Annotated in this window: 13 protein-coding genes and 1 pseudogene; 13 read left to right on the top strand and 1 reads right to left on the bottom strand. The window is 37.8% G+C overall.

The features are described from left to right. Positions 1-87: 87 nt before the first annotated feature. The 10 genes and pseudogenes from BM097_RS01430 (at position 88) to BM097_RS01385 (ending at position 7,644) form a co-directional block, all read left to right on the top strand. Complete coding sequence (locus BM097_RS01430; protein ID WP_028246806.1) at positions 88-609, top strand: hypothetical protein; 522 nt, start codon at positions 88-90, stop codon at positions 607-609. A gap of 758 nt (positions 610-1,367) precedes the next feature. Next, a complete protein-coding gene (locus BM097_RS01425; RefSeq protein WP_072919459.1) occupies positions 1,368-1,883 on the top strand; it encodes a sigma factor-like helix-turn-helix DNA-binding protein in 516 nt (171 codons plus the stop codon). A gap of 411 nt (positions 1,884-2,294) precedes the next feature. After that, a complete protein-coding gene (locus tag BM097_RS01420) occupies positions 2,295-2,678 on the top strand; it encodes a type II toxin-antitoxin system PemK/MazF family toxin (RefSeq protein WP_090545176.1) in 384 nt (127 codons plus the stop codon). Continuing rightward, on the top strand, positions 2,660-2,839 hold the full coding sequence (locus BM097_RS01415) for a helix-turn-helix domain-containing protein (protein WP_090545174.1): 180 nt from the start codon (positions 2,660-2,662) through the stop codon (positions 2,837-2,839). The genes BM097_RS01420 and BM097_RS01415 overlap by 19 nt, the downstream gene beginning before the upstream one ends. 89 nt (positions 2,840-2,928) lie before the next feature. Continuing rightward, complete coding sequence (locus BM097_RS01410) at positions 2,929-3,114, top strand: helix-turn-helix domain-containing protein (RefSeq protein ID WP_090545172.1); 186 nt, start codon at positions 2,929-2,931, stop codon at positions 3,112-3,114. Between the two features lie 22 nt (positions 3,115-3,136). Continuing rightward, positions 3,137-4,390 carry a tyrosine-type recombinase/integrase gene (locus BM097_RS01405; RefSeq protein WP_090545170.1) on the top strand — a complete coding sequence of 418 codons (1,254 nt, stop codon included), beginning with the start codon at positions 3,137-3,139 and terminating at the stop codon, positions 4,388-4,390. Between the two features lie 510 nt (positions 4,391-4,900). Next, complete coding sequence (locus tag BM097_RS01400) at positions 4,901-5,191, top strand: DUF1016 N-terminal domain-containing protein (RefSeq protein ID WP_090545168.1); 291 nt, start codon at positions 4,901-4,903, stop codon at positions 5,189-5,191. Between the two features lie 99 nt (positions 5,192-5,290). After that, complete coding sequence (locus BM097_RS01395) at positions 5,291-6,211, top strand: Abi family protein (protein ID WP_090545166.1); 921 nt, start codon at positions 5,291-5,293, stop codon at positions 6,209-6,211. A gap of 538 nt (positions 6,212-6,749) precedes the next feature. Then, positions 6,750-6,974, top strand: a pseudogene (locus BM097_RS16015) (prolyl oligopeptidase family serine peptidase); the annotation flags it as partial. A gap of 94 nt (positions 6,975-7,068) precedes the next feature. Next, positions 7,069-7,644 carry a hypothetical protein gene (locus BM097_RS01385; RefSeq protein WP_143084940.1) on the top strand — a complete coding sequence of 192 codons (576 nt, stop codon included), beginning with the start codon at positions 7,069-7,071 and terminating at the stop codon, positions 7,642-7,644. A gap of 14 nt (positions 7,645-7,658) precedes the next feature. Here the strand turns inward: BM097_RS01385 and BM097_RS01380 are convergent, their stop codons facing one another. Beyond that, positions 7,659-9,869, bottom strand: coding sequence for a glycoside hydrolase family 9 protein (locus BM097_RS01380; protein WP_090545160.1), 2,211 nt, complete (start codon positions 9,867-9,869; stop codon positions 7,659-7,661). A gap of 163 nt (positions 9,870-10,032) precedes the next feature. Here BM097_RS01380 and BM097_RS01375 point away from each other — a divergent pair, with 163 nt between their 5' ends. The 3 genes from BM097_RS01375 to thrS all read left to right on the top strand — a co-directional run bounded on the left by BM097_RS01375 (position 10,033) and on the right by thrS (position 13,720). After that, positions 10,033-10,494, top strand: coding sequence for an RpiB/LacA/LacB family sugar-phosphate isomerase (locus BM097_RS01375; protein ID WP_090545158.1), 462 nt, complete (start codon positions 10,033-10,035; stop codon positions 10,492-10,494). Positions 10,495-10,569: 75 nt separating this feature from the next. Beyond that, positions 10,570-11,589: an SPFH domain-containing protein gene (locus tag BM097_RS01370; protein WP_090545156.1), complete on the top strand. Its 1,020-nt coding sequence runs from the start codon at positions 10,570-10,572 to the stop codon at positions 11,587-11,589. A gap of 364 nt (positions 11,590-11,953) precedes the next feature. Further along, positions 11,954-13,720, top strand: coding sequence for a threonine--tRNA ligase (thrS, locus tag BM097_RS01365; protein WP_090545153.1), 1,767 nt, complete (start codon positions 11,954-11,956; stop codon positions 13,718-13,720). The last annotated feature ends 1 nt before the right edge of the window (position 13,721 follow it).

The raw sequence follows: 13,721 nt of genomic DNA, 5'->3' as shown, positions 1-13,721 counted from the left end.
TAAGATCAAGGTTTCGGCCTTGGTCTTTTTATTATATTAGGGGAACTAGCAATTGTTTTTAGTTATGACGGAGGAATGTTTGAAAAAATGAAAAGAATTTCGAAAGATGAAGAGGGTATTAATATCATCTGCGAAGGAATGGGATTTGATCCCAAAGTGGCTTATGAGCTTACCAAAATGATGTTAGAACAGTATAGCCGTAGTGTTGTCGCTGGCAAAATTCTTTCTAGTATGACCAAGGCATCTGATCAGGAAAAAAATAAAAGGCAGATGCGTAAGGACTTTTTGGAAATTATGAAGTTACCAATAGAAGAGTCAAAAGAAATGCAACGAAAGTTGCTTTGGCAAGTATCAGAATATGAATGGTTGGAAGCACCAAAGAATTATGTGTTAGAGGGAATGCAAGATTATGGTAATTCTGGCCCTATATATGTATCTATTATAAATAACAGATATATGACTAAGGATAAAAAGACTATGGTTGTGCTTGCTAATGAATTAGGATTTTCAGTTGCAAGTCTTGAAAATAAGAAAAGAGAAGCTATAAAGCTTTTTGGGATTATGATGTATCGATATGCTGCCAAGCTTGAAGAGGAAGATACAGAATAGTGTGGTATATGCCTACGGTTATATAAACCGTGGGCATTATTTTATTAGTTCGGTATATAGATTTTCTATATCTTTTAGATGCAGCTTACATGATTGTTATAGCATTGCTAGGAATTTGATAGTAGTCGTTTACATGATTGTTAGATTACAGTTAGACAATGTTTGTAGTATTGTTATGGGTCACTACAATTTGATTATGTTAATATACTTTATGCGCAAGGGTTTTAAATGCTATAGCAGAAGGGGAGAGTGAAGAAATTTGGAAAGGAGAAAATGGTTATGATGTATTCAGATGAGAAAATCTATTGCCCCTGCTGCGGTAAGGTGATTATTAGACGGTTAATGGGTGTTATGGAAAACAATTGTCCATTTTGCAAAAGAGGGCTGAAGGTTATTGTCGACGACATAGGATTGACTATTTTTAGTGAATTATCCTAAAATTTGAATTTAATTACATAGAATGAGCTAGCTGTGGTAGCGTTGAATTAGTCATGGAACTTCAAGTTCGCAGGCAGCTAGTAAGAGTTTGTGGCACGGCTATGAATATCATTGAGTATTGAAAGGCGGGGCAAAACAGAAGGAAGTATCTATTAAATAGATATTCTGTTTTGCTTCGTCTTTTTTTGTTGCTCTTTTATAGCTTCCTTCTGGAGCTCTGAGAGTAACGAGTAATGCATGATTGGGAAACCTATGTAGGTCGATACCCATGACTTTCGAGTTTTGAAACTTATTAATTTTTCAAAATTCGGAGGTCAAAAATGAATACAAATAATGAAAACAAGGAATATGAACTTATAAATCTTAAATTTGAATATCCAGGTATGAATGGCGGAGTTACTTGGGCTGTTATATCTGATCTTTCTATGGATGAGCTGATGGAGAAATATGCAGATGAGTTATTGAAGTATTCCCCAGTTATTCTTCTTTCCGTTGAACAGGGGAAAGCTTTTAAGGATTTCCATAAAAATGAAAGTAAGCATCTTATGAGGAATTATCGTACTTACGAATTTCTTGGATATGAAGACAGTGTTACAGAGGAAACTTATTACGATTTGATGACTAAGTATGAATTAAATGAGCCAGCTATTTCAAAGGATTATGAGTTTTTGAGGGACATGATAGAGAAGCTTCCTGAAGTACAAAAAAGAAGATGTAAGTTGTATTTTTATCATGGATTTACAGAGGAAGAAATAGCTCGTATAGAAGGTGTAGATCAATCTAATGTATCTCGTACATTAGCCAAGGCGATAGAAAACATAAAAAAATTATTCTAGGGCGCATATTTTGTCCGACATTCGTTAGAACTAGTGAAAGGTATTTTATCTTTCACTAGAAACTTACAACTGAATATACATTCATCAGGTACGTTCCTGCATAGTGGAGCCCCAACAGGTACGCCATGTGCGATATAGCCTCACTGGAAAATTGGTAACACCAAACTGGCCATGATACATGCAGGTATAATGATACTTCCGCTTAGCCACAATTATCGTAATGGGAGCGGCCCGGCGAGAACCGCGGGGAGGATAGAACCTATGGAGCTGTGTTGCAGCCGCCTGATTGAATCCCTGACTAGTATCGGGGTGCGTGGCAAATAGATACTTACATTTAATGATTTTTATGGAGCGTCTTCTTTATATCTATGTGAAGGCGCTCTTTTTACATAAGAAGAAAGGAGGAGTTCTATGCTTGTAGTTCATCGTGGAGATATTTATTTAGCAGATTTAGGTGAAGGTGTAGGTTCTGAGCAAAAAGGCGAAAGACCAGTACTCATTGTTCAGAATAATAAAGGTAATATCTTTTCACCTACAGTTACAGTGCTTCCTATCACTACAAAGATTCATAAGAGTGAGGGGATGCCAACACATGTAATTCTAGATGATATAAATGGTCTATCAGAAAAATCAGCGATTATGGCTGAACAGATTACTACTATAGATAAGTCGAAATTGATTAAGAAACTTGGCATCCTTGACAAACGATTTATGAGCAAGTTTGTTAACCCTAAGATTTTAATACAGTTAGGCTTTTATGTGGAGGATAAAGAGAAATGGAAAAGGCATTATTAACCTTGGATGAATTCCGGGAATATCTAGGAATAGGAGAAAACAAGGCATTGGAACTTGTTAAACGACCTCATAATGGGTTTAGCATGAAAATAGGAAATAAATGGTTCGTTCACAAATCACGGTTAGATAAATGGTTAGAGAGTGAATGTGACAAGTACTAATTTGGCATCATAGACGAAAATATTGTAATTGTATTTAATATAACCATAACAAGCGCTAGTTAAATAATAAGATGAAGGTAGGTGAAGTTATGGAAAAAGTATTATTAACATTACAGGAGTTCCGTGAGTATCTTGGCATTGGTGAGACCAAGGCTAGGGAATTGGTAAGAGATCCGCGTAATAACTTTAGTCTTATGATTGGTAATAAATGGTACGTAAATAAGAAAGAACTCGATGAGTGGATACAAAAAGAATGTAGGAAATATAAATTATAGATTATGAAGGAAGGTCAAATAAATGGGAAAAAGCTTGAATGGCCGGGAATTAGGCAAAGGAATTAGCCAAAGAAAAGATGGCTCTTATACAGCTAGATATGTAGATCGATATGGAGTTAGAAAATCTTTGTATGCATCTACTGTTAATGATATAAAACAGAAGCTTAAGGTAGCAAAATTCGAAGAAGAAAATCGATTTATTACGCAATCAAATGTTACATTGAGCAAGTGGTTCGATAAATGGCTTGAAGTATATAAAAATAACGCAGTTAGAATTGGAACCAAAACAGGTTATATATTAGTTTTTGAAAAGCATATAAAACCATTCTTAGGATATTATGACCTTGGTGAAATCAAAACTTCTGACGTTAGGAGATTAATTAATAAGCTTGAAGCTGATGGACTTGGATATGCTACACAAAGTAGGGTCAAGGTGATGCTGACTGATATGTTTGATAAGGCAATTATGGATGATTTGATAGTTAAGAATCCAGCAAAAGGAATTCGCATTATTAGAAAAGACCATTTTGAGAGAAGAGTTTTTTCTAAAGAGGAACAAATTACTTTCTTTGAATGTTCCAAAGGTACATATTTTGACAATCTGTTTGTTGTGGCTGTAAATACAGGTATGAGAATTGGCGAAATATGTGCTCTAACTTGGGATGATATTGATTTGAAGGCAAAGAGAATTAGAGTCAATAAAACTTTATCATATAGAAAGTTAGAGGGAGATAAAAAGAGAACCTTTCATATTGGTCCACCTAAAACAACGACAAGTAATAGGGAAATCCCAATTAGTTCTGCATGCGAGAAAGCATTAAAGAAACAGTTCATTCTACGAAATAATATAATGTCCAGACCAAAGGCAAAGCCTCTCAAAGGTTTTGAGGATGTCTTATTTGTATCGAGAAATGGCTGGCCATTATGTGATCAGACTGTAATTGATGCAATGGATAAAATAGTTAATGAGATTAATTACAGTCGAGACGAAGGAGAGCAGTTCCAACGTGTGTCACCACATTGTTTCAGACATACATTTGCAACTAGATGTTTTGAAGCTGGTATACCACCAAAGACGGTTCAGGTTCTTCTAGGTCATGCAACATTGGATATGACTATGAATCTTTATACTCATGTACTAGAAGATAAAAAAGAAGAGGCTTTGGTTGCTCTTAATGATTACTATTTTGATATAGAGCAGCAAAAGGAAATCAATATAGAAGATAGCTTTAGAAAGGCTGTTCTTGATAGTAGAAAGGTTGTCTCATTTGGCTAATTGGAGAAGTAAAAGTAAAAATTCCAAGAACTAGATGGTTGAATAATAAGATACATCAAGTTATAACAATTTGCCCTGGAAAATCAGGGCATTTTTTAATGGAAAAATAATGCGTATAATGAAGAAAAATAGCCCATCAAAAATGGCGTGGAAATGGTGTGGTTAGCTCTCCACTCCATCAAGTATATTGATTTTTCGGGCTTTTTGGGCTATAAAAATTGTCGTTGCCCGTGTTACTACGTTTATCAGAACACCCCTTATGAGTGGAATAAGATTAGCGAGAAATAAAGATTTAGGTGATGCTAAGTGTCGTGGCAAAGGCTGCGGCACTTTTTTTTATCACAAGATGTCTATAAGCCTGCTAAATCCTGTTGGGCTGTGATAAATTTTGGTTGATCTTCATTTTTTTATCGCAGCAAGTTTGTCAGCCCGCTATCTTTCGTATGGTTGCGATAAATACTTTGCTGTGGGGGATAGGGTTGGCCTTATGAGTGGAATAAGATTAGAAGTATGCATAAAGCAGCAGTGAAGACTAATAGTGATATGCTCAGGTTTTATTGGTCTCTTGGGAGAGATATTGTTGGACTAAGCGAGAAGAATAATTATGGTTCCGGATTTTATAAATCTATTAGTGATGATTTAAAAGATATTTTTCCAGATATAAAATCTTTTTCGATTACAAATCTTAAATATATGAGATATTTCTATGAAATGTATCCAACGGCTCAGAATCGTCAACAGCCTGTTGATGATTTTGAAACTATGGTAAATCGTCGACAGGATGTTGACGATTTGTTTTAATGATGCTAATATCTTTATTAGTGAACGTACTGGAGAAACTTGTGAAGCCTCTGGTCCGGAAGGCTCCTGAGGGGGCCTTTCGTTATTTATGGGAGAATTATGGATAAACCGTTCAAGACATATGATGAGTTGCTTGATTTTCTAGAGAGCAAAAAGGAATTAGCTGTTCCTGATAGAGATTATGCAAGAAAAATATTGGCTAAAATAAGCTACTATTCGTTGATTACTGGATATAAGGATATATTCAAAGATAAAACAACGGGCTACTATAAGAAGGGTATAGAATTCGGAGATATTTATAACCTTTATAAATTTGATAGGGAATTACGAAGTATTTTTTTAAAATATATTCTAATTGCTGAAAAAAGTGTTAAAACTGCTTTTGCATATCATTTTTGTGAAATATATGGTGAAAATCAATCTGAGTATTGTAATCTGGCAAATTACGATTTGAATAAAAAGAATAGCAAGGCTATAAATAAGTTTATTGATATTTTTAAATATAACTTGTCAGGCAAAACTGATTATGTATATATAAACCATTATCTTAAAGCGCACAATAACGTTCCGTTATGGATTATGGTTCAGGTATTGACACTAGGACAATTTGCACATTTTTTTGATTATATTAAGGCAAAGGCGTCTATAAGAACTTGCATAGATTTTCATGGTATATCAAGAAATCAGATGCATTCTTTTTTATCGGTGATGACAAAACATCGTAATGTGTGTGCTCATGGAGATAGATTCTATAATTACAAAACAAAAGATAGTATATCGGATACGATTATTCACAAAAAACTTAGAATAGCACAGAGAAATGGACGTTATGAATGTGGTAAAAATGATCTTTTCTCTGAGGTTATTATATTAAAGTATTTGTTGGATAAAGATGATTATAAAGATTTTCAAAAAGAGTTATCAACTTGCTTTAGAAAATATAATCCAAGCGAAGAAATAATTGTTCAAATGGGGTTTCCTACTAATTGGAAATCTACGGTGCGTTATATTATTAAATGATTGTGTTCACTGAAGAAATACACATAGACCAGCGACTCTGGTGGAGCCCAGTGACTGACTGGTCTATTATTATGCGCTAAATTAGGTGTATAGAGAATGGCTTTGTGGACCCTAAAAATTGTCGTTGCCCGTGCTACTATGTGTAACAGCAGACACCATACTCATGGAACAAAATCGCAGAAAAGTAGTGATATGTATTTAAATGCACAGGACCCAGTATTTGCAGGGGCCTGTTGTGATATAGATAATGAGGATGAAGAATACAAGTGTGGCATAACTTCAATTTTTAATTTATAGTCCTACGTCTAGGCAGTGGAGATATTATATAATAGCCGTAGGATTTGCAGAATTTTGGCTATATTAGAATATGGCTTTAGAAAATGAGTGCTGAAAAAACTAATAAGGCCTATTTAATTCATATTTATAAGGTGAAATCCATCGAGATAATACACACTAAGGGTATTAAATGTTGATACACTACGTCTGAAGTATATGATTTTGATATCTAGGACGTAGGAGCTTACTTGCAGATGATGTATCAGAGGAGTACGCAGTTGATACTGATAGAATCTACGGTACAGGTCAATCTATGGGATGCATGACCACTCTCATTTTAGCCTCAGAATATCCTGATTTATATGCAGCATGTATGTTTGTTGATGGACAGTGGGATGTTAGTACACTTTCATCATTAGAAGACCAGACATTTATATATTTTGCTGCTGAGGATGATCAGAATGCTTATAATGGAATGGTTGTTTGAAAACTAGCGGGAAAAAGTTGAAGAAGATGCAAAGGCCTTTGCAGCATTGGCTCATGATGATGTAGTCTAGCATTAGAAATAAGGAGAATATACCATGAAAAGATTTATATTGGAAAGCCCCTGTAAGCTCATGTTTACAGCTATTGTCATAATGAGTTGTGTATTATTGCCCGCCTGTAGTAAGACTAAAAATGTGGAGGAATCTATTGTGTATTCTGAACTAAAAGCTGATGATATGGAGCTAATAGATAATATTAATCAAAATATAGATTGTAATTTTAAGCTTTTGGAAGAAATGGATGTTGACGGCAAACCTGACGAAGGACCTTATGTAGAATATAGTCCTGGCTACGGGGAGGTAAAAAGCTATGGAGTGGATGTACCAGAAAAAAATGCTCCACTAAGGACAGACATTTATATTATTAAATCTTCAGATGATTATAGTATCTTTGGGGTTAAATATGGTCAAAAGTATACTAAGGCCAAAGAATTAGTTGAGCAGGCAGGATTTACGTTGGTTAAGGAAGGATCTTTTAATAGTAATACATACGCATTAACATATGCTAAGGGAATTGCATATTTAGAAATGGAAATAGAATACGAATATGGTGAAACATTTGAAGATGGTAATGTAAGTAGAATAGGCATAAGAATTCCAATTCAGGAGTAAAAAGGGAGGTCGCATTAGCGACCTCCTCCGTTTTCTGCAATTTCTCCAGCAATGAGATATATAACAGGAGAGTTCCAGTATATAGCAATTTCATTAGTTGAATAGCTTTGCGCATTGTCTACATAACATTTAGCAGCAGGCACACCTCTTAGTACATTAGCTGCATATGGATCATTAAGACCATTGTTAGGGCCGCCTGCTATCATACCAGGAACAGTCTTGCCCATTACCTGTGAAGGTCGATGATGTGGATGGTCGGTATACAAAGTTCCAAATCCAGTCATGAAGCAGTATCCAGTGGCATTATTTCCAAATAGGTAGTTCATTTGCTTATCTACAGTTTCCTTATCGTATTCTCCAAGGGCATCCTTCATCATTAAAAGATATTCGCCGTTGTTAGCGATTGTCAGGTTACTTCCCCAAGGATAGTTGGTGATGATAGAAGAGCCGTAGGCATTTGAATGAGCAAAGCCACGTATCTCTTTAGCAGTGGCAGCAGCCTCTTTTTTTACATCAGGTAGAAGAGAGGCGTTTTTGCTCGTAAGATATGCGTAAGCACCGTATCCAGCAACCCCTTGCCAGCCTAAAGTATAACCATTGTTAGGAAGCTCTGAAACCATATTTTCTTCGTAGGATTTGTCCCCTGTGGTTTTATATAATTCTGCATAAGCCCAAAAACGTTCGTCCACATCGCAGGTGTCTTCGTATTCTCCGGTGGTTATGTCGGATGGATTTCGGTAGCCAGTTGAATCGTGCGGTGTTTCATCTAAATAGGAAGCAGCCTTAATTGCAGCATCCAAGCATTTCTTTGAATAAGTCTTGTCAGTTTTTTCATAAACACGAGCTGCTATGGCCATAACTGCAGCGAAATCTCCAGTTGCAGTGGTAGAAACAGGCATGATAACAAGCTCGTCTGTTTCATCCTGTGGCATTACCTCACCAGGAAAATTTCGGCAGGTAACCTTGTGGTAAACGCCACCATCTGCTCTTTGCATTTTTAGAAGCCAATCCAATTCATATTTTGCTTCCTCAAGAACATCGGGCATATTCTTCTTATCAAAAACATCCCTATAATTTTCATAGGCAAGTAACAAATCTGCGGCGGTAACTGCACCAGCTACAGAATATCTGCCATAATCACCAGCATCGTGCCACCCACCAGTTACATCCAGTTTTTTAGAATTGTCTTCATATAAAATGGCTTTTGAGTTGTGGCAAACAGGATGTGCAAAATCCCCAGCTTCGTCTTTAGTTAATTCACACCCACATCGCTGATAGTGAAGCATTTTTACAGCAGCAGCCAGTGCATCATCATAGACATTTTTAGAGATAACAAATGATGGTGAAACAGCATCTCCTGATTCTACATGATAAGTGCCTTCATTCTTAATAGAAGAGAAGTCAAACACCGCTTCACGGTCACCGGTATCTGCATTCTTTTCCCCTTTTCCTATAGCTTCTTCGTAAACAGCCTTACCGGATTTTTCATCTATAAGTTTTGTAGTCTGCTCTAGACCGGTACCTTTTATAGTGGCAGTCTTTAGCTGATTTGGAAGATATCCGATTTGGTTCACAGCAATATCTGGAATCGTCACTTCAGAAGTGCTTTCAATCTTATTTGAACCATCTACCAGTGTAAGCTCGAAGTTGTCAAAAATCACGTGATGAGCTGGAAAATCCTCACCCATATCACCCATGACACCCATATTCAAGCAAAAGCGTGGAGCAGGGTCAGAGGCTTCATTCATAGTAAAGGTATATTCGTAGGATTGGTTTTCGGTGGTCAAATCTACAACTTCTTCATAATATGCATGATAGTCGCCACCGTTTATCTGAAAACGCATCTGAATAGGTCTTGCTACATCGCTGTAGGCATCAAAGGTCAGCTTATATACGCAGCCCTCATCCAAAGCAAAGCCATCATGGAACAATTGCACACCATAGTCAACGGAACCTACACTGTTGATGCCGCAATCCAAAGCACCATCCTTATTTACTAGCAGGCCGCACTCACCATCAAAACAGTAAGTATCCCACTGGGAGAGTCCACTTGTGAAATCCCCATTTTCCAAAAGATTCCCCTGGGCCTGTGGTGTTTCTTCCTCCTCCACCTGAACAACTTCCTCCTCCTCAGTTTCTACAGGTGTTTCTTCTGGCGAGGCGCTTTTGCAGCCAACCCCCACCATTGACAAGGCCAGTAGCATTGCCAAAAACCGTTTTTTCATTTTATAGTCCCCCTTAAATATGAAGTTTAATGTTACTTAAACGTTTTCTATACCTATAATATCATATCTTTTACTGTTGAAGAAGATTCACATATTAAGCTGGTTGTAAAAAAACTTCATGTCATTTAAAATTAGTTCATAAAGATTATATGGAGGTGTTCTTATGAAAATTGCAATGGCAAATGATCATGCAGGAACTCAGATGAAAGAAGAAATTAAGGCATATCTTTTAAGCGAAGGCTATGAAGTAGAAGATTTTGGAACATACGATGAAAATAGCTGCGACCTATCAGATTATGTTTATCCAGCCGCTCTTGCAGTAGCAAAGGGAGAGTGTGATAGGGGAATTTTCTGTGATGGTGTAGGCTATGGCAGTGCACTTATTGCAAACAAGATTAACGGTTGCTATGCAGCTGTTTGCCAGGACCCACTTTGCGCAACTCTTGCTAGACAGCATACTGATTCAAATATTCTTTGTCTTGGCGCAAAAATTATTGGCGGCCTTATGTCTATGGAGGTAGTAAAGACATGGCTTAACACTGAGCCTCTTATGGAGGAAAAATACAGAAGAAGAGTTCAAAAGGTTTGTGATATTAATGATAAGCATTGTGTACCAGTTAAATAGTTTTATATACACATTGCATTATTATGGGTAAAAATATACACTATATATGACAGTTGTTTTTATGGAGGTATTGTTATGACAGGATTTATAATTGTTTTAGTTGTTCTCATTCTTATTGCCATCGGCATGGGAATTAGAATTGTTCCACAGGGATATGTTTTTGTAATCGAGCGTTTAGGTAGATACAATGATACATTGGGACCTGGTTTTCATGTAATCATTCCATTTATCGACAAGGTTTCAAAGAAGGTTTCTTTAAAGGAACAGGTTGCAGATTTTCCACCACAGGATGTTATCACAAAGGATAACGTTATCATGAAAATCGATACTGTAGTTTATTTCAAGGTTCAGGATCCAAAGCTTTACGCTTATGGTGCTGAGCGCCCAATCCTTGCTCTTGAAAATCTTACAGCTACAACCTTACGTAACCTTGTTGGTGAGCTTGAATTAGACCAGACACTTACATCACGTGATAATATCAACGCTAGAATGCAGGGAATTCTTGATGAGGCTACTGATCCATGGGGTATCAAGGTAGGTCGTGTTGAGCTTAAGAATATCATCCCACCTGAAGAAATTCAGCGTTCAATGGAAAAGCAGATGAAGGCAGAGCGTGATCGTCGTGAGACTCTTCTTGAGGCTGAAGGTCACAAGCAGGCATCTATCACAAGAGCAGAAGGTGATAAGCAGGCGTTAGTTCTCAAGGCAGAGGCTGAAAGAGATGCAGCTATCGCCAGAGCAACAGGTCAGGCTGAATCTATTCGCCTTGTTTACGAGGCAGAGGCTCGCGGTATTGAAATGCTTAAGGAAGCTAATATTGATGAGCGTGTTCTTCTTATCAAGAAGCTTGAAGCACTTGAGAAGATGGGCGATGGACGTGCTACAAAGATTGTTGTTCCTACAGACCTTGCACAGGCAGCTTCTGATCTTACATTTAAGACTGAAATGCTTGGCTTTGGAAACAACACACCTGTTGATAGATCAGCAGATAAGAAGGTTTCAAAAAAGGCAGAAGATCCATGCTGCAGTGATTCCGACAAAGGCGCTACAACAAAGCATTTTGCAGAGGATCATGTTAATTTTGAACAGATTTAATTACATGCATTAAGCTACGAGATGCTTGTTTAATCCTATGATTTGTGGTAGGATAGACCTCGTAAAAGCGATGACAGAAACAGTAGTATTTGCTAAAGCTAAGAGAGAGGACGCCTAGGCTGGAAGCGTCTAGTGGAGGCTTATATGAACACCATTCTCGAGCTGAACGTAGAAGGTTAATTCCGAAGCGTCTCCGGGTAGTTCCGTTAAAGACAAAATGAGTGAAACACTAAGGTGGAACCGTGCATTAATTGATTTATGTACCCTTAGGAAAGCTAGAAATAGCTTTTCCTAGGGGTTTTTTATTTTGCACCCTTAGTACAAGTAGTTACTTAAATTCATTCATTAGAAAAAGGAGAAAATCATGGTTAATTTCAAAGAAGATGAGTCATTAAACACTCTCAATCACTCATGTGCACACATGATGGCACAGGCTGTAAAGCATCTTTATCCAAACGCTAAGTTTTGGGTTGGTCCAGTTGTAGAGGAGGGCTTCTATTACGATATGGATCTTGGCGATGTTATGCTTACAGATGAAGACATTGCTAAAATCGAAAAGGAAATGAAGAAGGTAGCAAAGTCTGGCTGCAAGATTTATCGTCGTGAGATTTCAAAGGCTGAAGCACTTGAGATGTTTAAGGACGATCCATATAAGGTAGACCTTATCAACAACATGGATGAGGATACTCAGACAATTTCTTGCTACGACCAGGGCGATTTCACAGATCTTTGCCGTGGACCACACGTAGACAATGTTAAGATGTGCCGTTACTTCAAGCTTGTTAAGCACTCAGGTGCTTACTGGAAGGGCGATGCTAACAATCAGGTACTTAACCGTGTATACGGTGTTTGCTTCCCAACACAGGAGCAGCTTGATGAGCATCTTGCACTTCTTGAGGAGGCTAAGGAGCGTGATCACCGTAAAATCGGTAAGGACATGCAGCTTTTCATGTCTGATGATTTAATCGGTAAGGGACTTCCAATGTACCTTCCAAATGGTTATACAATCTGGACAGAGCTTGAAAACTACATCCGTAACAAGGAGCGTAAGCTTGGTTACCTCCACGTTATGACACCATGTGTTGGTACGGTTCAGCTTTACCAGACATCTGGTCACTGGGATCACTACAAGGAGAACATGTTCCCAGCTATGGAAGTTGAAGGAGAGAACTTCGTTCTTCGTCCTATGAACTGCCCACACCACATGAGAATCTTTGCAAATAGACCACATTCATATAAGGAGCTTCCTATCCGTATCGCTGAAATCGCACACGATTTCCGTTTCGAGTCATCAGGAACTCTTAAGGGTATCGAAAGAGGACGTCACTTCTGCCAGAACGATTCACATATCTTCTGTACACAGGATCAGATTAAGTCTGAGGTTAAGAGCGTATGCGACCTTATCTTCAGCACATACGAGGATTTCGGTATCACTGATTACAGATGCGTTCTTTCACTTCGTGACCCAGCTGATACTAAGAAGTATCACCAGGATGATGAGATGTGGAACACAGCAGAGCAGGCTCTTCGTGAGACTCTTACAGAAATCGGTATTGAGTTCACAGAAGAAATCGGTGAGGCTGCATTCTACGGACCAAAGCTTGATGTTAATGTTAAGCCAGCTATTGGTAATGAAATCACTCTTTCTACATGTCAGCTTGATTTCTGCTTACCAGCTAAGTTTGACCTTACATACACAGATGCTGATTCAAACAAGCAGACACCTGTAGTAATCCACAGAGCTATCCTTGGTTCACTTGATAGATTCATGGCTTACATTCTTGAGGAGACAAAGGGTAACCTTCCACTTTGGCTTGCACCTACACAGGTTAAGGTACTTCCTGTAAAGAATGATGATGCTGATCTTAATGCATATTCACAGAAGCTTGTTGATGCACTTAATGATGCAGATGTTCGTGTTGAGTTTGATACACGTTCAGAGAAGCTTGGCTACAAGATGCGTGAAGCTCAGATTCAGAAGGTTCCTTACCTTGCAGTTCTTGGTAAGAACGAAGAGGCTGAGGGCACTGTTTCATACAGACTTCACGGCGAGCAGGGCACTACAACAGTTAAGTTTGACGAGTTTGTAGAGCTTATCGTAAACGAGATTAAGACAAAGGGTCGTAAATAAA

Source organism: Pseudobutyrivibrio sp. OR37, from assembly GCF_900113655.1.
Taxonomy (GTDB): Bacteria; Bacillota; Clostridia; order Lachnospirales; family Lachnospiraceae; genus Pseudobutyrivibrio.
This window is presented reverse-complemented; position numbering and strand designations above follow the sequence as displayed.